Source organism: Cognatundibacterium griseum (genome assembly GCF_014284195.1).
GTDB classification, from domain to species: Bacteria; Pseudomonadota; Gammaproteobacteria; order Burkholderiales; family Burkholderiaceae_D; genus Undibacterium; species Undibacterium griseum.
This window is the reverse complement of sequence record NZ_JACOGC010000001.1, coordinates 315,823-338,259: the sequence shown is the minus strand read 5'-3', so window position 1 is coordinate 338,259 and position 22,437 is coordinate 315,823. Positions and strand designations below refer to the sequence as shown.

The 22,437-nt window shown below is 54.7% G+C and carries 16 protein-coding genes; 9 read left to right on the top strand and 7 right to left on the bottom strand.

Going from position 1 to position 22,437, the window contains the following annotated elements; all coding sequences use genetic code 11:
• Positions 1-85 precede the first annotated feature (85 nt).
• The 4 genes from H8K27_RS01390 to H8K27_RS01375 all read right to left on the bottom strand — a co-directional run bounded on the left by H8K27_RS01390 (position 86) and on the right by H8K27_RS01375 (position 7,706).
• Positions 86-3,667, bottom strand: coding sequence for an indolepyruvate ferredoxin oxidoreductase family protein (locus H8K27_RS01390; protein WP_230418805.1), 3,582 nt, complete (start codon positions 3,665-3,667; stop codon positions 86-88).
• Between the two features lie 496 nt (positions 3,668-4,163).
• On the bottom strand, positions 4,164-5,651 hold the full coding sequence (locus tag H8K27_RS01385) for a sensor histidine kinase (RefSeq protein WP_186861447.1): 1,488 nt from the start codon (positions 5,649-5,651) through the stop codon (positions 4,164-4,166).
• 20 nt (positions 5,652-5,671) lie between these two features.
• A complete protein-coding gene (locus H8K27_RS01380) occupies positions 5,672-6,388 on the bottom strand; it encodes a response regulator (protein ID WP_186861446.1) in 717 nt (238 codons plus the stop codon).
• Positions 6,363-7,706, bottom strand: coding sequence for an ABC transporter substrate-binding protein (locus H8K27_RS01375; protein WP_329604324.1), 1,344 nt, complete (start codon positions 7,704-7,706; stop codon positions 6,363-6,365). The genes H8K27_RS01380 and H8K27_RS01375 overlap by 26 nt, the downstream gene beginning before the upstream one ends.
• A 415-nt stretch (positions 7,707-8,121) precedes the next feature.
• Here H8K27_RS01375 and H8K27_RS01370 point away from each other — a divergent pair, with 415 nt between their 5' ends.
• From H8K27_RS01370 to H8K27_RS01345, 6 genes are all read left to right on the top strand, one after another.
• On the top strand, positions 8,122-9,378 hold the full coding sequence (locus H8K27_RS01370; protein ID WP_186861445.1) for a maltoporin: 1,257 nt from the start codon (positions 8,122-8,124) through the stop codon (positions 9,376-9,378).
• A 113-nt stretch (positions 9,379-9,491) separates the two neighbouring features.
• The gene (locus tag H8K27_RS01365; RefSeq protein WP_186861444.1) at positions 9,492-10,745 is read left to right on the top strand and encodes an ABC transporter substrate-binding protein; all 1,254 of its coding nucleotides are present in this window, start codon (positions 9,492-9,494) and stop codon (positions 10,743-10,745) included.
• Positions 10,746-10,875: 130 nt separating this feature from the next.
• Positions 10,876-11,817: a carbohydrate ABC transporter permease gene (locus H8K27_RS01360; protein WP_186861443.1), complete on the top strand. Its 942-nt coding sequence runs from the start codon at positions 10,876-10,878 to the stop codon at positions 11,815-11,817.
• 34 nt (positions 11,818-11,851) lie between these two features.
• Positions 11,852-12,670, top strand: a complete 819-nt coding sequence (locus H8K27_RS01355) for a carbohydrate ABC transporter permease (RefSeq protein ID WP_186861988.1) — start codon at positions 11,852-11,854, stop codon at positions 12,668-12,670.
• Between the two features lie 69 nt (positions 12,671-12,739).
• Positions 12,740-13,888: an ABC transporter ATP-binding protein gene (locus H8K27_RS01350; RefSeq protein WP_186861442.1), complete on the top strand. Its 1,149-nt coding sequence runs from the start codon at positions 12,740-12,742 to the stop codon at positions 13,886-13,888.
• Positions 13,889-13,901: 13 nt separating this feature from the next.
• Complete coding sequence (locus H8K27_RS01345) at positions 13,902-14,900, top strand: glucokinase (RefSeq protein ID WP_186861441.1); 999 nt, start codon at positions 13,902-13,904, stop codon at positions 14,898-14,900.
• Between the two features lie 57 nt (positions 14,901-14,957).
• Here the strand turns inward: H8K27_RS01345 and H8K27_RS01340 are convergent, their stop codons facing one another.
• Positions 14,958-15,899 carry a LysR substrate-binding domain-containing protein gene (locus H8K27_RS01340; RefSeq protein WP_186861440.1) on the bottom strand — a complete coding sequence of 314 codons (942 nt, stop codon included), beginning with the start codon at positions 15,897-15,899 and terminating at the stop codon, positions 14,958-14,960.
• 3 nt (positions 15,900-15,902) lie between these two features.
• Positions 15,903-16,349 (bottom strand): Lrp/AsnC family transcriptional regulator, encoded by a 447-nt coding sequence (locus H8K27_RS01335; protein WP_186861439.1) that lies wholly within the window; start codon positions 16,347-16,349, stop codon positions 15,903-15,905.
• A 121-nt stretch (positions 16,350-16,470) separates the two neighbouring features.
• Here H8K27_RS01335 and yedA point away from each other — a divergent pair, with 121 nt between their 5' ends.
• The 3 genes from yedA to H8K27_RS01320 all read left to right on the top strand — a co-directional run bounded on the left by yedA (position 16,471) and on the right by H8K27_RS01320 (position 20,556).
• Entirely contained in the window at positions 16,471-17,349 is an 879-nt protein-coding gene (gene yedA, locus H8K27_RS01330; protein WP_186861438.1) for a drug/metabolite exporter YedA, read from the top strand.
• 146 nt (positions 17,350-17,495) lie between these two features.
• A complete protein-coding gene (locus H8K27_RS01325) occupies positions 17,496-18,119 on the top strand; it encodes a methylamine utilization protein (RefSeq protein WP_186861437.1) in 624 nt (207 codons plus the stop codon).
• 79 nt (positions 18,120-18,198) lie between these two features.
• A complete protein-coding gene (locus tag H8K27_RS01320; RefSeq protein ID WP_186861436.1) occupies positions 18,199-20,556 on the top strand; it encodes a bifunctional diguanylate cyclase/phosphodiesterase in 2,358 nt (785 codons plus the stop codon).
• Here H8K27_RS01320 and H8K27_RS01315 read toward each other — a convergent pair.
• On the bottom strand, positions 20,544-22,262 hold the full coding sequence (locus H8K27_RS01315; protein ID WP_186861435.1) for a diguanylate cyclase domain-containing protein: 1,719 nt from the start codon (positions 22,260-22,262) through the stop codon (positions 20,544-20,546). The two genes, H8K27_RS01320 and H8K27_RS01315, sit on opposite strands and share 13 nt — an antisense overlap.
• Between the last annotated feature and the right edge of the window lie 175 nt (positions 22,263-22,437).

Here is a 22,437-nt window from a genome sequence, read left to right as displayed (position 1 = left end):
AAAAATATTCACCCTAGCCCCATTCATTTCCTTTGCACAACAAACCACGCCCTCCAGCGGGAGTGGTTTGCTGCGGCTGCCAGCTTCAGGCGACGCGGGAAATGTCGGTCACTGTCGCTTTCCGCTGATCGAGCAGCGCGGCTTTGTCAGCATAGTACGTTTGCACTGATTTTTCCTTCACATGCCCGAAACCACGGATGTGCTCCGGCAGACTGGCCAGTGCGACAGCCTGTTCCAGATTGTCTTTGTTCAGACGCGCAATCAGGTTCAGGATCAGATCGCGGTAATCGGTAATCAGGGCGCGTTCGGAACGACGTTCTGCGGTATAACCGAAAATATCCAGTGCCGTACCGCGCACGCCTTTGCATTTCGCCAGCAATTTGAATGCCTGCCAGACCCAGGAGCCGTATTGCGCTTTCAGCAAGTGGCCTTGCCCGTCTTTTTTGGCGAGCAGCGGCGGCGCCAGATGGAATTGCAGACTGAAATCGCCTTCAAACTGTTGTTTGAGTTTGTCGGTGAATTCGCCATTGGTGTACAGACGCGCGACTTCGTACTCGTCTTTGTACGCCATCAGTTTGAAATAGTATTTCGCCACCGCCGTACTCAGGCGGTTGCCCTGCTCCAAGCCGTTTTCTGCGCTGCGCACACGGCTGACCAGATCGCTGTACTGCGCGGCGTAGGCGGTGTTCTGATAAGCGGTCAGATAATCCACGCGGCGTTTGATCAGACTGTCCAGACTTTGTGGCATCTGCAGCACCATCTTCTGCGCCGGCATGGCGATCGCTTCCACACGCGCCAGATCGACCGCAGCGCGACGGCCCCAGAGAAAGGCTTTTTTGTTGGACTCAATCGCCACGCCATTGAGTTCAATCGCACGCATCAGCGCTGCTTCCGATACCGGGATCGCACCTTTCTGATAGGCGAAACCCAGCATGAACAGATTGGTCGCAATCGAGTCGCCCATCAGCGCTGTCGCCAGACGGGTGGCGTTGATGAAATCGACCTTGCCGCCCACCGATTCGCTGATCAGATGTTCGGTCGATTCCAGCGGGAACTGCCAGTCTGCATTTTTGGCAAACGCACCGGTAGGCTGTTCATGCGTATTCACCACCGCACGGGTACGACCGGCGCGCATTTTGGAAATTGCATCATGGGCACCAGCGGTCAGGATGTCGCAACCCAGAATCAGGTCAGCCTCACCGGTCGCGATGCGCTGCGCGCGCAGCTTGCTGCCCTGTTGCACGATACGGATGTGCGAAGTCACCGAGCCGTTTTTCTGCGACATGCCCGTCATATCGAGCACCGATGCACCCTTGCCTTCCAGATGCGCCGCCATACCGAGCAAGGCGCCGACGGTGATCACACCGGTGCCGCCGATACCGTTGAGCAGGATGTTGTAAGCGCTGTCACAGGCCGGCAGTTGCGGTTCCGGCAAAGCACCGAAATCATCATTCTTTGCAGTGCCGGTTTTCGACTTGCGCAGCTTGCCGCCTTCGACCGTGACAAAGCTGGGGCAAAAGCCTTTGACGCAGGAATAATCTTTATTGCAGGACGACTGATCGATCACGCGTTTACGGCCGAATTCTGTCTCCAGCGGCATGATGGACGTACAGTTGGATTGCACGCCGCAGTCACCGCAGCCTTCGCATACGGCATCGTTGATGAACATGCGCTGATCCGGGTCGGGGAATTCGCCTTTTTTACGGCGGCGGCGTTTTTCGGCGGCACAGGTCTGGTCGTAAATCAGCACGCTGCAACCGGATACTTCACGCAATTCGCGCTGCACCGCATCCATGTCTTTACGGTCGTGCAGCGTGACGATGGACGGCAGCGCCGAGCGATCGGCATAGCGCGACAAATCTTCGGTTACCAGCGCAATGCGCTGGATGCCTTCGGCCGCCATCTGCTGCGCCATCATCGGCACGGTGATCGTACCGTCCACAGGCTGGCCACCGGTCATCGCGACTGCATCGTTGTACAGAATTTTGTAGGTGATATTCACCTTCGCTGCAACAGCAGCGCGGATCGCCAGATAGCCGGAGTGAAAATAGGTACCGTCACCCAGATTCTGGAACACGTGCGGCAGCGCCGAAAACGCCGCCTGACCTATCCACGGTGCCCCTTCGCCACCCATGTGGGTCGTGAGCTTATTATGCTCAGGATAAATCGCTGTTGCCATCACGTGGCAACCGATACCGGCCAGCGCCAGACTGCCTTCCGGTACCTTGGTCGAGGTATTGTGCGGACAGCCCGAGCAATAGTAAGCCGGACGCGCCGGGGTATTGACCTGCTTGGTCAGCACCACGTCTTTCGCTTCCAGAAAGGCCAGGCGCGCCTTGATCAGGTCGCTGGTGTGGAAGCGCGCAATCCGCGAAGAAATCACACGCGCAATCTGCGCCACAGAAAAATCTGCCTTAGAAGTCAGCAGCCATTCACCACGCGGATGTACCCATTCGCCTTTTTCATCGAACTTACCAATCACGCGCGGACGCACATCATCGCGCCAGTTATACAGCTGTTCTTTGAGCTGGTATTCCACCATCTGGCGTTTTTCTTCCACCACCAGAATTTCATCCAGACCTTGCGCAAATTCACGGATGCCATCCGGCTCCAGCGGCCAGGGCATCGCTACTTTATACAGACGGATGCCGATGTCGGCGGCGAATTTTTCGTCGATGCCGAGTTCTTCCATCGCTTCCAGCACGTCCAGATACGATTTGCCGGAGGCGACGATACCCAGTTTGGCATTCGGGCTGTCGATGGTGGTGTGATTGAGTTTGTTGGCACGCGCATAAGCCAGAGCGGCATAGATTTTGTAATCCTGCATCAGCGCTTCCTGCTTACGCGCCTGTATGCCCAGCGTATCGAGCGACAGGCGGGTGTTGAGACCGCCTTCCGGCATCACGAAATCTTCCGGATACACGATTTTCAGACGGAAAGGATCGGCATCGACCGAAGCGGTAGACTCCACCGTATCTGCGAGCGCCTTGAAGCCAACCGCACAGCCTGAAAACCGCGACATGGCCCAGGCATGCAGGCCGAGATCCAGGTATTCCTGCACATTGCAGGGATACAGCATCGGGATCATGCAGGCAGAAAAAATATGGTCAGACTGATGCGGCAGGGTCGATGAATAAGCGCCGTGGTCGTCACCAGCCACCAGCAACACGCCGCCGTGCTTGGCGGTTCCTGCATGGTTCATGTGCTTGAACACATCGCCGCAGCGGTCCACACCCGGGCCTTTGCCATACCACATCGAAAACACGCCATCGTACTTGGCCGGGCCGATCAGATCGACGGTCTGGGTGCCCCAGACGGCAGTTGCGGCAAGGTCTTCATTCACGCCCGGCACAAACCGGACATGATTTTGTTCTAATAATTTTTTGGTTTTCCACAATGTCTCATCGAGACCACCTAGCGGGGAACCGCGATACCCGGAGATAAAACCTGCTGTATTCAGACCCGCAGCCAGATCGCGCTGGCGCTGTATCATCGGCAGACGGACTAAGGCCTGGATGCCGGAAAGGAAAATCGTTCCGCTGTTCGACGTATATTTATCGTCGAGGCTGACATCATGCAAAGCAGGGGAAGGGGATGTTGTTGTGCTGTGTTGCGCGGCAGGCGCGGACGAGAGTCCAGCAGACTCCATCGTGGTGTCGGTTGACATAGTGGCTCCAAAATTTGTGATTTTTGATCGCAAAGAACATGCGTTGCATCCGGTAAGACACAAGTCTGTTCGTTTCCTGTAGCGAGGTATCGGGTACAGGTTATCGTTGCGTTGGCTGTGATAGCAGCCATTTTATTCGAATCCGGCCCAAAATTCGATAGCAAGACATCATCAGTCTGCGATGAATGGCATCAAACACGTCTCAACACCGACATCTGAAATCCGCCACTGAATTGATTGAAGGCCAGATCAAAGAGATATCAAAGAAAGCTTTCGAAATATTCGCTGCAGCGCTTTCCCGACTTCCTTTGAAATCTGCTGTGACTACAGTGTAGACGAGCGGGGCAATTGGCGAAAATACGGAATTTGAATAGGGATATCATTTTTTCTGATACCCTAATATTCTCATTGAGAAAATAGACAAACGCTCTCGATGGGCAATTACCCGGAAATAATTGCAACGAGGCAGCGGGGGCGTTGCGCATATGTCTTGAACTTAAGAAAAATCGTGCAGCACGTTATCCGGCAGTACCTGCACCGGTAATCGTATGCAAGCCAGAAAACCGCCTCCCGGCGCATTCTGCAGGATCAGTTCACCCTGATGTGCCTGCACGATGTCGCGTGCAATGCCCAGCCCCAGCCCCATACCGGACTGATTACTCTGGCGGCCATGTTCCAGTCTGACATAGGGATCAAACAGGGTTGCCAGGGCCTGTTCCGGAACACCGGGCCCATGATCGCGAATCGCAATTTCCACATATTGTTTAGTCTGAATCACGCTGATGCTGACCTGACAGCCATAATGCAGTGCGTTATTGAGCAGATTACTGATTGCCCGTTTCAGGGCGAGTGGCTTGGCGATCACCTCGATGCCGGATGGTTCAAAAGCGATGGCGTGACCACTCAGTTTCACATCCCTGACCATGCGTCCGATCAGCACATCAAGCCGGATGGCGGTCGGGTTTTCATGAATATCACTGTCTTTCACGCATTGCAACGCGCCCTTGACCATCATATCGAGTTCATCCAGGTCATCATGGAATTCACTGCGCGTCACATCATCATCGAGCAATTCGGCACGCAATTTCAAACGCATAATGGGTGTGCGCAAGTCATGTGAAATCGAGACAAACAAACGTTCGCGGTCTTCGATATAGCGTTGTATACGTTCACGCATCAGGGCGAAGGCGCGGGCCGTATTCAGAAATTCCTTACTGCCGGTATCCGGTAAGGCAGGTATGCTGCCGCCCTGACCAAACGCATCTGCCGCTGACGACAAAGCGGCAAGCGGGCGGGTGATCCAGCGCACCACCAGCAACGACAACACAAACACCGCGAGCAAAGTCAGCAGCTGTAATAACACGCGGTCGCCGGAAAACGGATCGCCGTCATTCAGGAAGTAAGGATTCGGCATCAGCGTTGCCAGATACAGCCAGCTCCCGCTTTCCAGTTCAGCCTGAATCACCATGATGGGCGCGGGCTTAGGCCGGGTGACTAAAATATGTTCAACCCATTTATCCGGTACGTCGCTGATACCGCTGCCATCCTGCGAAAAACGCACATCCTGCGGCCATGCGAAGCTGACCTGTAATTGCCGGATCGCCGGCATTTCCTGCTGTATCACTTTGTGCACCTGCTGCACCGCCAGCGTCGATAATTCTTCCTCAGCAAATGGCGTCATCTGTACCGGTCCATCGGTCAGATTGACAAAGAAACGGGTGCCGCCCATTTCACGGAATTGCTGTATCACCAGACTGCGATAATTCACCGGTAAACTGAGGAAGTAACGCAGACTGCTGGCGGCACTGTGTCCTAGATGTTCGGCTGCAGTACGCACTTCGGTACGCGCCTCTCTGCGCATCTGCGCAGCCCAGATCGCATTCCCGGCAAACTGCACCAGCATCACGCCAGCCAGCATGACCAGACTCAGTCGCCCCAACAGCGATTGCGGAATCCAGCTCAGCAGTCTTTGTTGTAATCGCATACTGAAACTACCCGGACGGCTCACGCTACGCTACCGGCCGTGACATCGGCAGAAAATACATAGCCCGCACCGCGCACCGTCTTGATCAGTTGCGGTTGTTTGCCGTCATCATGCAGACGCAGGCGCAAACGGCTGATCTGCACATCAAGGGAACGATCCAGCGGCCCGGCATCGCGGCCCCGGGTTTCTTCGCTGAGTATATTGCGATCGAGGATATCGCCCGGATGCTCAACAAAGTATTTGAGCAACTGAAAGTCCATACCGGTCAGGGCAATAAGTTCACCGTCGGCATCAACCACCGAACGTTCCACCGTATCCATGGTGAACCCGGCAAACCGGTAGAGGCGCGGTGCACCGGCAGTCTCAGAGCCGACCCGGCGATGTATTGCCTTGATCCTCGCCAGTAATTCACGTGGGTTATATGGTTTGGCGATATAGTCATCCGCCCCCAGTTCCAAGCCAACGATACGGTCAGTATCGTCCGAGCTGGCAGTCAGCATAATGATTGGAAGATTCGATTTTTGCCGCACGGTTTTACACAACGCGAAGCCATCAGTATCCGGCAGCATCACATCCAGGATCACCAGTGATAACTCTTCGCTGTAACGCTGAAATTCGGTCAAAAACGACTCGCCGTTATGGGCGAGTTTGACTTCATACTGATTTTTTTCCAGATAGGTTTTCAATAAACTGCGGGTCTTCTGGTCATCATCAACGATTAATATCTTGCGCATCATTTCCTGCTCTATTTTTCGGGAGTGAACGCATCATGGTCGCCATGCGCTTCTGTGCCTCCCCCACTGTCATCTGATCATCCATAAAGAAACGATGTATCTCATCCATCATCGCATCTCTGGAAATCTCATCGGTCGCCATCCGGTGTGCAAAGCTGGGTACCTGTGCACTGGTGCTGCTGGAAAACACTTTCCAGGCTGATCTGGCACAGCTATCCATTTTGCCCAGATCAGGATTTTTCAGTGCCGGAATCGAACCTTTCACCTGATTGTATTCCTGTTGCAAAGCCGGTGAGACCACCCACTGCGCCAGCTTTTCCTGCGCACCGCGTTTGCTGCTGTCTTTGGCCAGCATGACCAGGGTATCCACATCATAAATATGGTAGGCCGCAGTACCTGGTACGGCCACACAGGAAAAACCCACATCGGTGCTCTGCCCCAGTATATTCAGTTCACCCTTGACCCAATCGCCCATGATCAGCATCGCCACCTGTCCATCTGCCAACTGACGGCTCAGATCCATCCACAGCTTATCTGGAACCGGATTCGGCATCGCTTTTTTCAGCAGACGCAGTCGCTTCAAGGCATTGGCAAAGCGCGCATCCATAAAGGCTGATGCTTGTTTGCGGACGAATATATCCTGATAAAAGGCGGGGCTGGAAACGGAGAGCAATACCGATTCAAACAGCGTGGCGACCTGCCAGATCTCGCTACTTTGCGCGAGTGGCGTGATCCCGGCCTGCTGCAGTTTGCGCACAATCTGGTCGAATTCTTCCCAGTCCGAAGGTGGCTCCAGTTCCAGCTTGCTGAAGATTTTTTTGTTATAAAACAGGGTGTTAATACGATGAATCCCCAGCGGGGCCGCCACCACATGATTTTTCACCTGGATCAGATTCCAGACTTTGGGAAACAGATTTTTTTCCCATTTTCCAGACTGCGCCACACTATCGATATCCAGCAACAAACCCAAATCGGCCCATTCGGATATCAGCACGCCATTGAGTTGTGCCGCTTCTGGCGCATTGCCAGCCAGTATGCGACTCTTGAGCACAATACTGGCACCGACGCCGGAGCCACTGGGAACCAGTCCATCGCGCCATTGCAGATTATCCTGCGCCAGCTTCATGGTCAGGAGATTGACTGCCTGTTGCTCGCTGAGGGATTTCCACCAGTGCAGAACCTGCACTGACTGCGCCTGTACTGCCGTGCAGCTGACTGCCAGCAGACATGATATGAACAGATGGCTCCAGCTGCCGGGCCTGAGCTTCTGTACGCATATATCGTCCTCCGCGGGCAAGAAATCTTGTTGTTCTGTTTGCACCGTTCGGATCCTTCTTTGTCTCGGCACAAACTATAGCGCAACTCCGTCTGCTTACCGAGGTAAAAAAGCATAGGTCTTTGTAAAGAAGTGTGAGCATAGCTTGCGAAGCATTTCAGCCGCAGCAAATACCATTTCCCCCTGTGTCGCACAGTCAATTCCTTCATTAAACCACCAGCTAAACAGCCAGCGCTTTGTAAAGTTATGTAAGCAGATAATTTGTTATATTTTTTATTTTTCCTTAAAAATCATACACTTAACCTTAATCACCAGATTACACAACGGCCAGCTGGTATCACATTGATCACGCTGTTAATGTCTGCCTGCCACAACAAAATCAGCATGCGGTCTTCTCTATTCCTACGTTCCGCATGTTGTGGCATACCCAAAACACATAGATAAAAAAGACGGAGACAACATGAAATACAGCAAACTGCGCGGTATGTCCGCGTTGGTCGCGCTCGCCCTGAGCGCAGGCATGGCACAGGCCAGCGAAGCAGAAGGTGAATTCCACGGCTACCTGCGCGCCGGTGTCGGCAGCAGTTCAGAAAAAGGTCCGCAAAGCTGCTTCGACCTCGGCGGCAATACCATGAAATACCGCCTCGGCAATGAATGCGACAGCTATTTCGAAGGCGGCTATACCAAGGAACTGGCGAAGTCCGCCAATGGCGTGAGCTTCGTTGGCACACTGTGGCTGGATGCGTATAAAAACGGTTCGGACTTCGGCAATGCCAAACCTGAAATCGCCAAAGCCTATGTCGAAGCCAAGGGGCTGGATTTCCTGAATGGCGGTGTGGCCTGGGTCGGTAAGCGTTACTACTTCCGTCCGGATATTCATATGCTGGACCTGCAATACATCAATCTGAACGGTACCGGCGGCGGTTTCGACAAAATCGGTCTGGGCCCGGGAAAATTCAGCTATGCGATTTTCAAAGACAATGACAGCAATGTATTCGATGCAAAAACCGGCAAGCAGCTGAGCAGCGATGCCGCACTGCGTCAGAATCTGACCTATGAAGGCTTACCAGTCAATCAGGACGGCACGATAGACATGGCGCTGTCACTGATCAGTGCACAGGGCAGCGACCGCCACAATGGCTGGCAATTGTCGGTCTTTCATAAACAGGACAAGGTTTTCGGCGGCAGCAATACCTTCGGCATTCAATATGGCGTGGGTCCGGGTACCGGCGTCGGCGGCCCTTGCTGCGACCGTATCGGCAGCTCAGGCAGTACCCTGCTCGGTTCGGATGTCACCCGTCTGCGCATTTTTAATGATCTGGTGATCCAGCCTACCCGTCAGTTCAGCATGGAATTCGTGGCACTGATGCAGCGTGATAAATCCAATGCCGGTGGTTCTTCCACCTGGACCACCTTAGGCGCACGTCCAGTCTATGCGTTCACGCAAAATCTGAAACTACAGGCAGAACTCGGTACCAGCCGCGTCACCCAGGCCAATGGCGGCGAAGCACTGCAACTGACCAAACTCACCATCGCGCCGACTATCGCAATGGGCGAAAGCTACTGGTCACGTCCTGAACTACGTGCCTTTGTTACTTACGGAAAATGGAATAATGCAGCGACCGCCGCCGTCAACGCCAGCAATAACTCCGGTCCGGTATATGGCAACAATACCAGCGGCACCTCGGTCGGCATCCAGCTGGAAACCTGGTTCTGAGATAAAGACCCACAAAGCCACAATTAAGCATCTGACTCTGGCGCCATTCATCCGGCGCCCCTTACACTACAAAGGCGCATCCACCCAGGATGCCCACACTTGGAGACCGTTCCATGAAACTCAAACAAATCGTACAAGCCACGCTCGCAGCCGGCAGTCTGCTGGCCTTCCCGCTGTCCGGCATAGCAGCAGAAGTCGAAGTGCTGCATTACTGGACTTCCGGCGGCGAAGCCAAATCCGCCGCTGAATTGAAAAAACTCATGGAAGCCAAAGGCGTGAGCTGGAAAGACTTCGCCGTGGCCGGTGGTGGCGGTGAAAATGCCATGACCGCGCTCAAGGCGCGCGTGATCGCAGGCAGCGCACCGACCGCAGCGCAGATCAAAGGCCCATCGATACAGGAATGGGGCAAGGAAGGCGTACTGGCCAATATCGATGTCGCTGCGACAGAAGGCAAATGGGATGCCAGCCTGCCTAAAGTGGTGTCGAACGTCATGAAGTACAAAGGCCATTATGTGGCGGTGCCGGTCAATGTTCATCGCGTCAACTGGCTGTGGGTGAATCCGGAAGTGCTGAAAAAAGCCGGTGCTACTGCACCGACCAATTTCGATGAATTCTTTGTCGCTGCCGACAAGATCAAAAAAGCCGGTCTGATCGCGGTCGCGCATGGCGGCCAGCCATGGCAGGACGCCACCGTGTTTGAATCCGTGGTATTGGGTGTGGGCGGCGCCGCGTTTTATCAGAAAGCACTGGTACAACTCGACCCTGCCAGCCTGAACAGCCCGACCATGATCAAGGCCTTCGATACACTGGCAAAAATCAAAACCTATATCGATAAAGATGCAGCCGGACGCGACTGGAATCTGGCAACGGCCATGATCATCAATGGCAAAGCCGGTATGCAGTTCATGGGCGACTGGGCTAAGGGTGAATTCAGCGCAGCCGGCAAACAGCCGGGCAAGGATTACCTGTGTCTGCCTGCACCTGGCACAGACAAAGCCTTTACCTTTAATATCGATTCGCTGGCGATGTTCACTGTCAAAGGCGCAGATCAGCAAAAAGCCCAGCTGACGCTGGCCAACACCGTGATGAGTCCGGAATTTCAGGAAGTATTCAACCTGAACAAAGGCTCTATCCCGGCGCGTGCCGGTGTATCACGCGCCAAGTTTGACAGCTGCGCACTGAAATCCATGGATGACATGGATGCGACCAGCAAGTCTGGCGGACTGGTACCGAGTTTCGCGCATGGTATGGCGATCGACTCAGCCAAAGCCGGTGCAATTCAGGACGTGGTGGCCCGCTTCATGAACTCCACGATGACATCACAGGCAGCAGCTCTGGCCCTGGTCAAAGCCGCAAAAGCCAAATAAGCAGGTCCCGCTGCTGTCGCCCGTGCGGCAGCAGCAATCATCAGTTGATGTATCCGCGCATCGCCTCAGTATACTGTCAGTTACAGACTCGCAGAGCTGATGTGCCGCTACAGTCCCGGAGAATTTGAGTATGTCGGTCAACCACCCGTCTTCCCCTGTTTTACCCACAGCCAGCGTACCGCTGACACGGCGTCTGGCACATCTGGGGGATCGCTGGCTACCCAGGCTGGTGTTATCCCCTACGGTGTTTGCTTCCCTGTTGTTTGTGTATGGCTTTATTGCATTCACTGCCTATCTGTCGCTGACCGAATCGCGTCTGATGCCCGATTACAGCTTCGCCGGTCTGGAGCAATACAGCAACTTATTCGATCTTGACCGCTGGTGGGTATCCGCCGCCAATCTGGGTATTTTCGGCGGTTTATTCATTCTGATCTGCCTGATCACCGGCTTGTTGCTGGCGGTCTTTCTGGACCAGAAAATCCGTCTGGAAGGTGCGCTGCGCGCCATCTATCTGTATCCGATGGCACTGTCTTTCATCGTGACCGGCGCCGCCTGGAAATGGATACTCAATCCCGGCCTCGGTCTGGAAAAAATGGTGCATGACTGGGGCTATACCCAGTTTTCGATGGACTGGCTGGTGGATTCCGATATGGCGATCTACACCGTGGTGATTGCCGGTGTGTGGCAATCCTCAGGATTTGTGATGGCATTGTTTCTGGCAGGACTGCGCGGTGTGGATGACAGCATCATCAAAGCCGCCATGGTCGACGGCGCCAGCCTGCCGACGATCTACCGGAAGATCGTGATTCCGGCGCTGCGTCCGGTGTTTTTCAGTGTCTTGCTGGTACTTAGTCATATCGCGATCAAGAGTTTCGATCTGGTCATGGCGCTGACTGCGGGCGGCCCTGGCACTTCCTCGGATGTACCGGCGATTTTTATGTATCAGTTTTCTTTCACACGCGGACAACTGGGTCTGGGCGCGGCATCGGCCATGATGATGCTGATGACGGTACTGGCGGTACTGGTGCCGCTGATTTATCTGGAAACCAAGGAGGCTGGCCGTGCACGCTGAATCCCAAGGCCGCATTGGCCGCCTGTTGATCTACATGTTGCTGATCCTGTGTGCGCTGTATTACCTGGCGCCGCTGTATGTGATGCTGACCACCTCGGTCAAAACTCTGGACGAGATCCGGGCCGGCAATCTGCTCGATTTTCCCGCCCGGATCAATCTGAATGCCTGGCAAAAAGCCTGGAATGGCGCCTGTACCGGTGTGCGTTGCGAAGGACTGGCGCCTTACTTCTGGAACTCGGTAAAAATGGCCGTGCCGGCAGTGCTGATCTCCACCCTGATCGGTTCCGTCAATGGCTATGTGCTGGCGCACTGGAAATTCCGTGGTTCGGAAATCGTGTTTACGGCGCTGATGGTCGGCTGCTTCATCCCATTTCAGGTGGTGATTCTGCCGATGGCACGTCTGCTCGGACTGGCCGGTCTATCGAATACCACGGCAGGACTGATGTTCGTTCATATCGTCTACGGCATCGCGTTCACCACGCTGTTCTTTCGTAATTATTACGTGAGCGTGCCGGATGAACTGGTGAAAGCGGCACGCATCGATGGTGCAGGTTTTTTCCGGATTTACCGCAGTGTGATCCTGCCTTTGTCGCTGCCGATTTTCATGGTCTGCTTTATCTGGCAATTCACCCAGATCTGGAATGACTTCCTGTTCGGCGTGGTGTTTGGCGGCACCGATGCCCAACCCGTCACCGTGGCGCTGAATAACCTGGTCAATACCTCGACCGGTGTCACTGAATACAACGTGAATATGGCGGCCGCCATCATTGCAGCACTGCCCACACTGGGGCTGTATCTGCTGGCTGGAAAATATTTTGTACGCGGCCTGACTGCCGGTGCAGTCAAAGGCTGAACTGCAGAGCTACCACGCAATGTGATGCAGACTGAATAAACAAAGCAAGATCTGAAGGAGACTGAATTTATGGCAAGCTTATCTATCCGCGATGTGCGCAAGGTGTACCCGAATGGTGCGGAGATTTTGAAAGGAATTAATCTCGATATCGAAGATGGTCAGTTCCTGATTCTGGTCGGTGGTTCCGGCTGCGGCAAATCCACATTACTGAATATGATCGCCGGTCTGGAAACGGTGTCCGAAGGCGGCATTTATATCGGCGATCGCTGCGTCAATGATGTGCCGCCCAAGTCGCGCGATATCGCAATGGTTTTTCAGTCCTATGCCTTGTATCCGACCATGACGGTACGTGAAAATATCTCTTTCGGTCTGGGCATACGCCGGGTACCGGTTGCCGAACAAAAGAAAATCGTGGACAGGGTGGCTGAGACTTTGCAGATCACACATTTGCTGGATCGCAAACCGGCGCATTTATCCGGCGGTCAGCGCCAGCGCGTTGCAATGGGACGCGCGATTGCCCGCAATCCTTCGCTGTTCCTGTTTGACGAGCCCTTATCCAATCTGGATGCCAAGTTGCGGGTGGAAATGCGGGCTGAAATCAAACTCATGCATCAGCGCCTGAAAACCACCACCGTGTATGTCACGCATGATCAGGTCGAAGCCATGACGCTGGGTGACAAAATTGCGGTCATGCGCGATGGCGTAGTCCAGCAGTTTGGCAGCCCGCAGGATATTTACGACCGGCCTGCGAATATGTTTGTGGCCGGGTTTATTGGCTCACCTTCGATGAATTTCATGCGTGGCAAAGTGCTGCAGGAACAGCAGCAACTGCATTTTGTGCTGGAACATCAGGGTCGCTCCACGCTGCTGCCGATACCGGCAGAGCAGGCTGCCGCGATACAGCGTTTGGCACCGGCCAATGGCGAGATCGTACTCGGTATCCGGCCTGAACATGTGACCGATGCCGCCAGCGCCAGACGGGCCGAACACAGCGAAACATACAGCGATGCGCATCATCCTACCGAAGTCGACTGCATCGTCGAACTGACCGAACCAACCGGGCCGGACACGCTGGTATTTTCCAGCTTCAATGCCACCCGTCTGACCTGCCGCACCCATCCGCGTGCAGCCGCGATGCCGGGTCAGCCTATGCGTCTGGCGTTCGATTTGTCCAAGGCCGTGTTCTTCGATCCGGTATCGGAACAAAGCCTGAAATAAACGGAGTGTGTTAATGCTATCGTCCCCTGTGAATTCTTCATCTTATCCCTTGCTGCTGGCAGATATCGGCGGCACCAATGCACGCTTTGCCATCGAGACCGCTCACACTGAACTGCAGGCAGTCAAAGTGCTGCCTTGCGCCGCCTATCCGAGCCTGGAAGCCGCACTGCACAGCTATCTGCAGGACAGCGCAAGTATGGCAGCCGGTGCCGGCCGGGTGCGCCATGCCGGTATCGCGATTGCCAATCCGGTGCATGGTGATCAGGTTCGCATGACCAACCATCACTGGGAATTCTCCATTAGCGCAACCCGCAGTCAATTCGGCTTTGAACGCCTGAATGTGGTGAATGATTTCACCGCACTGGCACTGTCTTTGCCGCATCTGCAAGCGCACCAGTATTTCCAGGTCGGTGGCAAGCAACCCTTAGCTGGCAGCGCGATCGGACTGCTTGGTGCGGGCACCGGACTCGGCGTATCCGGTCTGATTCCGGCCGGCGGCAAATGGCTGCCGCTACACAGCGAAGGAGGACATGCCAGCTTTACCCCGGCAAATACAAAAGAAGTCGCGATTCTGGAATTCGCCTGGCGTGAATTCCCGCATGTATCCGCCGAACGCCTGTTATCCGGGCCCGGGCTGGTGCTGATTTACCGGGCGCTGGCTGAACTGCATCAGACCGCGGTACCACCGCTGGAAGCCCCCGATATCCTGCAACGCGGATTGCATCAGCAATGCGCCATCTGCGTTGAGGTGCTGGCCTGCTTCTGTGAAATGCTAGGCACCATGGCCGCCAATCTGGCAATCACCCTGGGCGCACGCGCCGGCATCTATATCGGTGGTGGTATTGTGCCGCGCCTGGGCGACTATTTGCTGCAATCCGGCTTCCGTGCGCGCTTTGAAGAAAAAGGGCGTTTCCGTAATTATCTGGCGGCGATTCCTGTGTATGTGATCACCGAAGCCTATCCCGCCCTGATCGGGCTGTCTGCCTTACACCGGCAGCAGCCATCCGAGTGACTTATTGTTCAGGAGCCGACACCCTCTTGTACAGTATTGCGCTTGCAATCATCCGGTTCAGTGCGGTTCATCCGTCAGACGGGTTCCGATCCAGACTCCGCTCTGGCATAGTTCGCGACTCACCTCGATCACCAATTTTTCGACCGCCAGCGCTGCATTGGTGAGCGGGATATTTTTGGATGCGCACAGACTGACCGTGCGCGACAAGCGGACATCGCTGATCGGCAAAGCCAGCATTTCACCGCGCTGAATTTCCGACAACATGGGTGATACCGGCAAAATGGTTGCCCCCATATCCGCCATCAGCGCCGACTTCAGGATCGCAATCGAGGTGATGTCGATCACCTCACTGATCTGCCGGCCATGATCGCGCACTACCTGCTCAATCAACGGCCGCACCCCATGCTGCAGGCTGGGCAAAATCAACGGCACCTGTAATACCTGGTCGAGTTTCATACTCTTACGACGAGAGGCAAATTGCGAACCGCTGCGGGTGATGTACATCATTTCCTCATGAACCAGAGGACGACAATGAAAACCATTAAGCTGACCATCATCGAACAGAATCGCCAAATTCAGGCGCCCTGAGCGTAACTGTTCGGTCAGGTTTCCGGTCAATTCTTCGGTCAGTTGAAAATGAATATCGGGATAGGTTTCACGCACCGCTTTGAGTAATGGAAAAGCCAGTGCGCCAGAGGCACTTTGCGGTATCCCCAGTGCCACCGTACCGCGTGGCTTACCGGTCGACTGTAAAACGGTGGTTCGGGCATCGCTGACCTGCTTGAGAATCGCCTGTGCATGTTCATAAAACAGTTTGCCGGCATCGGTCGCCTGCATGCCCTGCGCCGAACGGTGCAGCAGGGTTGCGCCCAGCTCGTCTTCCAGCTGCTGGATCTGCTGGCTCAGTGCAGGCTGCACGATGTGCAGGACACGCGCTGCGCGGGACAGGGAGCCATGATCGACGATGGCCACAAAATAGCGGAGCTGGCGCAGTTCCATGACTCAGCCCACCGGTTGTATTGAGCGCCGCTCTATCGACGACGACAGAATCAGCGAGGTCGAGGTCACGCCACAGCGCGCCAGGCTGGCAATCACCCGCTCCAGCTCTCTGACCGACGGCGCCACTACTTTGACGATCACGCAGTCTTCGCCGGTAATCGCATGACATTCAATCACTTCCGGCACCTGCTCGGCAATCTTGACCACGGGAATATCGCTGGAACGGCTGGCAATACGCACAAACGCGGTGATGCCATAACCCAGGGCTTCCGGATTCACATGCGCATGGTAGCCGGTGATGACGTTCGCCGCTTCCATGCGTTTCACTCTCTCCGCCACAGCGGGCTGACTCAGATGGATGCGGCGGCCGATTTCAGCCAGCGTCACGCGGGCGTCTGACTGCAAGATATCGAGGATTCGGGCATCCATCAGATCTAATTCTGGTTTCATGGAAAAACCTGCCTTTTTCGTTTAATTCAAAAGGAATATAACTGATTTACCTTCAATCATCCATTCATCATCGGGTTTCGCTGGCTTACACTGTGATCTGATCCAAACAGAAAAAACCGCCATGCGCCATTTACCGAAATCCGTACTGACTGCCCTGTTGACGGTGTACATCGTCTGGGGCTCCACCTATTTTGCGATACAGGTCGCGCTGACGGCGTTTCCGCCTTTACTGATGATCGGCACCCGTTTTCTGGTGGCAGGAGCGATTTTGTATCTGTGGCAAAAGTGGCACAGCGCGCCCAATCCAACACTGCGCGAATGGCGTGACGGCGGCATCATCGGCATTCTGATGCTGGGCGGCGGCACCGGCCTGACGGCGTGCGCGCAGCAATATGTGTCGTCCGGTCTGACAGCGGTATTCATCGCCTGCTCGCCGATGATTTTATCGGGATTATCAGGTCTGTTCGGCGACTGGCCGAAACGGCGCGAATGGATAGGCATCGTCTCCGGTTTTGCCGGTGCCATGCTGCTGGCATCCGATCACGGCTTTGCAGCGCAGCCGATGGGAGTTATCCTGTTGCTGGGTGCGATTCTGAGCTGGGATGTCGGCTCCATCCTGTCGCAGAAAAGACTCAGGATGGCAACAGGCGGCATGGGTTTTGCCAGTGAAATGCTGGTCGGCGGCCTGTTTCTGGTCATTCTGAGTCTGTTGCGCGGCGAGCACATGAATGGCCCGCTGACCATGCCCGCATTCGCTGCCTGGGCTTACCTGGTGATCGCCGGATCCTTACTGGCATTCACGGCATATATGTATTTACTGTCCAAAGTGCATACCGGGCTGGCGGCAAGTTACGCTTATGTCAATCCGGTGATTGCCGTGACGCTGGGTGTGGTATTCGGCGGTGAGCATTTATCCGCCAAGGCGATGCTGGCGATGGCCATCATCCTGGGCAGCGTGGTGGTGCTGACCACAACGCGCCGGGTTCAGCGCTCCAGCTGAAGTGCCGCTCCGGCGGGTTGCTGCACTGGCAGGAACATCGCCGAGAAAAGCCGCCGGATCAGCACTCCCCGGTGCACCGGATATCTGCAACAGCACGGGGAAACAGAGTAAGATGAATCTCCTGCATTCAGCTCACGAGGTTCTCTATGCGCGCCCTGCGGTTCACTGTGTATTCGTTTTTTCTGCCCGTTTTACTGTCAGGCTTACTGGCTGCCAGCCCGGCAACCCACGCCGCGCCGGACCGGCCAGCTGTGCATGTGGTGAATGCGCAGGGAGGTGATCTGGAAAATGCGGTCGTGTACGCCGAGCCTGCTGCAGGCACGGTTCTGCCGAAACCCGGCAATGCCGAAATCCAGCAAAAAGACCGGAAATTCCTGCCGCTGGTGTCCGTCATACAAACCGGCACTTCGGTATCGTTTCCAAACAATGACACTGTCAAGCATCATGCTTATTCCTTTTCCGCGCCAAAACCGTTTGAGCTGAAACTGTACTCCGGCAAGCCTTCCGCCCCGATCGTGTTTGACCAGCCCGGCACAGTGGTGGTCGGCTGCAATATCCATGATCAGATGGTTGCCTATATCCAGATTGTGAATACGCCTTACTTCGCCAAAACAGACGCCAGAGGCATAGCGCAGTTACCTGCCATGCCGGCGGGAAAATACACGCTCAAAGTCTGGCATTACCAGCAGGCCGCCGGCAGTCCGGTGCATGAACGAGCGTGGCAGGCCGGTACGGACACCGCGCCACTGCTGATTAAACTGCCACTCTGAGCCAAACGGAACAGAGTTTGTCACTGTCATTCACATTCTTGTTTCCCTGCGGGGAATGAAACATGAAAGGCTCGTTCACATGCGTTTTCATAGCCTGAAAAACAGGATTGTCTTTCTGTTCATCAGTTTATTGCTGGCCTTGCAGCTGGTCAGTTATTTTGCGATTGGCAATGCCATCGACAGCAATGCGCGCAACGCGATCCGCCAAGAACTGCGGCTGAGTGGAAAAGTCTTTACCCGCCTGCTGGAGCAAAACGCACAAAAGCTGATTCAGGGCGCTACCCTGCTTTCCAAGGACTATGCATTCCGGGAAGCGATCGGTACACATGACACCGAAACCATCGTATCGACCCTGCTGAATCACGGTCAGCGCCTGGGAGCCGACCTGACCATGCTGGTCGATCTGGAAGGAAAAATCACCGCTGCCAGCAGCGATACGCTGGCACATGGCTTGCAAAAATCGGTGTCGGCACTGATACAACAGGCAGGAAAGCAAGGAAATGCCTCCAGCATCGACATGGTGGACGGCAAACCCTATCAGATGGTGATGGTGCCGATCCTGGCGCCGGTCACGATCAGCTGGGTCGCGATGGCGATTCCCGTTGATAGTAAACTGATTCACGACATGCGTGAATTGAGCCAGCTGCAGATCAGTCTGCTGACGTCTGTCAATGGCCAGGCCTGGACTTCGCACATTTCCACCCTCCGCCAAGGCGATGCCAATGCACTGGCACAAATGCTGCCTGCCAACAGCTGGCGCACCGAAATCCTGCGTGATTTTGAACTGGGTGACAGCTATTACAGCGCCAGCATATTACCGCTGGTACAGAATGAAAAAAGTAAAACCATCGCTGTGCTGCAAATTTCCATCAGCGAGGCGGTTGCGCCTTACAAACAGTTGCAGAGAAATCTGCTGATCCTGACTGTTCTGGGCGGCATTCTGGCCACCGTCATCAGCGCAGTCACTGCCGGGCGGATTACCGGCCCGGTCAGGCAGCTGGCAGACCGGGCGCGCCGGCTGGGTGCCGGTGATTACCAGACTCCGATCAATATTCAGCGCAAAGATGAAATTGGCGACCTGGCCACCAGTTTCTCCCAGATGCGGGATGCGATTGCACAGCGCGAAAAAGAAATCAGCCGTCTGGCGTACTGGGATACGCTGACCAATCTGCCAAACCGCACACTGTTTACCAACATGCTGGACGATGCCATCCGTCAGGCCAGCACGCGCGCCAGCACCTGCTATGTGCTGATGATGGACCTGGACCGCTTTAAGCATGTCAACGATGTGATGGGACACCGCTTCGGTGATCTGCTGCTGCAGCAGGTGGCGGTACTTCTCCACAGCGAACTGGGAGCAGGCAACATCAAACCTGCCCGCCTGGGAGGCGATGAATTCGCAGTGATGCTGCCCGGCGTCAGTCAGGATGAGGCCATGCAGGTAGCCGGAAAAATCCTGCTGGCACTGGAAAAGCCGATCACCATTGAAGAGCAGACCGTCGATATCGGTGCAGGCATCGGTATCGCCGGATATCCGGAACACGCCGGCGATACAGCCAGTCTGCTGAGTCGCACCGAAGTAGCCATGTATGTCGCCAAGCAGCTCAAGAATGGCGCCGTCATCTATTCACCCGACATTGACAAATCCAGCCAGCAAAGCCTTTCCCTGCTCAGCGATATGCGGGCAGCGCTGGAACGTCAGCAATTCCGTCTGTATGTGCAACCCAAGCTCTCGCTGCACACCGGTCAGATCGTTGCAGCCGAAGCATTGGTGCGCTGGATACATCCGGAACGCAACTTCATTTTTCCGGACCAGTTTATTCCCTTTGCCGAACAGACCGGTTTCATCCGCCAGCTGACGCACTGGGTCATGAATGCCGCTGCCGCCGCCTGCCGCGACTGGCAACAGGCAGGGCTGGACATCAAGCTGTCCGTGAATATTTCCACCCGCGATTTGCTGGATCAGGAATTGCCGGCGAAATTTGCCCGCATCCTGCAACAGCATCAGGTAACGACTTCTTCGTTTTGTCTGGAAATTACCGAAAGCGCCATCATGGACGATCCGGTGCGGGCGCATCAGACACTCGACCGCCTGCACGCCATGGGAATGGAATTATCGATCGACGATTTTGGCACCGGCTATTCTTCTCTGGCTTACCTGAAACGGTTACCGGTCGATGAATTGAAAATCGATAAATCCTTCGTGCTGAAAATGGAAAAAAATGCCGACGACACCAAGATCGTCAAATCGACCATCGACCTCGGTCACAACATGGGACTGCGGGTGGTGGCGGAGGGTGTTGAAAATGCGGAAGTCATCAGCCTGCTGACTGAACTGGGCTGCGATCAGGCACAGGGTTATCACATTGCCAAACCCATGCCAGCCAGTGATCTGCCAGCCTGGCTGAACGAATGGATTCAGAATCAGACGATCTGAATGATCTGACCGGATTTGCGGTCTCTTTTCCGGTTATACATGCGGCTGTCGGCAATTTTGATGAGTCGCATGTAATCATTGCCGTCTTCCGGGAAACTGGCCCAGCCGATTGAAGCGCCGATGTCGACTACCGCATGCTCCAGCGAAATGGGCTGTTCGACCAGCGCAGAAATCTTGTCCACCATCTGATGGATATCAATCGAATTTTTGGTTTCTTTCAGCAGCAGCACAAACTCATCACCGCCATAACGCGCCACCTCATCAGTATCACGGATCACTGAGCGCAATCTCGCCGCAGTGATAATCAGCACCTTGTCGCCCGCATCATGACCATAAGTATCATTCACCATTTTAAAGCGGTCGAGATCGACGAAGAGCAAAGTAAAGCCGACTGAGCTGCCCGGATTCCGGCGCGCCTCCTTTTGCAAATGGGTGATCTGCGCAAACAAGGATTCGCGGTTCGCCACCTGAGTGAGTTTATCGAAACGCAGCTTGCTTTCCATTTCAGTGAAGGTCTGCGCCAGAATACCGATTTCATCCGAGCGGCGGATATCCAGTTTGGGCATGGGTTCGCCATTACCGAACAGGTTTGCCGCTGCTGTCAGCTTGCGGATATCGCGGATCACACGTTCAACAATCGTCAGCCCGATGGTCAGTGCAAAAATGATGCAGGCAATGGCGATCACGATACTTTGCATGAATCCCTGATTGATACTGCTCATAAAATCGGCGCGCGGCACAGCGACGATAGTCTGCCAGTTCAGGCCCTGTGCATTGCCCAGCGGGGAAATCGCCACATCGACGGTGCCGATGCTAAGTTCCATTTCGCGGGTGCCGTTCTCTGCCTGGTTCAGCACCGTGTTCGAAATATGGGAAAATGTCTCACTGATCAGCGCAGTTTTCATATCAACGGCACGCATGCGTTCCGGCAAACCGTTCATGGTGCGCTCCGGCAATTCCTTACCGGAGGTCGCCACAATGTAACCATCGGCGTCAACAATATAAGCAACGCTGTTTTTACTGATTTCCAGCTTGCGTAAAAAATTCGACAGTTCCTTCAGCGTCACATCCGTCGCAACCACACCGGCGAACTCATGGTTTTTTTGAAAAACCGCTTTCGCCAATGTGATGGTCGGATAATGAAACGAGAAATTGTTGTAAATTTTTGACCAGACCGGCGTTTCCGAATTCATCGCCGCCTGATACCAGGGGCGCTTGCGCGGATCGAATTCGTCCTTGCGGATCAGGTTGGAGCGGTCACCGATTGAAGTCACACGGTAGACATCGCGGTGATCGGCCTCCGGCGTGCGCCAGAATAGCTGGACTTCATTTTTGGAGATCCGGTACACACCGACAAAGCGGCCATCCTTGCCACCGAAATAAACATAATTGTTCACATCCATGAACAATCCGCTGGCGCTCCAGAATTTGTCTTCCAGCGCATACATATCGGTCACGAACGGATGCTCGCGCGGCACACGGTTAGCGGCAGGTGCCACCGCATCGAGCGCAATCAGGGCACCGTCGAGGTGCTTTTCCGTGGCGCTGTTGATACGGTTCACCATATCCATCAGCACGCGCTGTGTGAGTGTCTGTACTGCGTCGGTACTCGCTTTCATCGATACCCAGCCAATGGCTGCGGAAACACCGACGACCAGAATGGTAATCGGGATGACCAGCTCACGACGCAAAGAAGAACGACTCATATTAGCGAAAACTAATCTACGAAAAAGCTGACGGAATACCACGCCTTTACGGCTACCGGGCAATCATTCTGAAAAAGCCGGATTTATTCGCCGCCATGCTACCGAGCTTACCAGTATGTACGACGATTTCAAAGAGATTGGTAAGCATAATACGGCGTTTCATCTCCGTAATCCT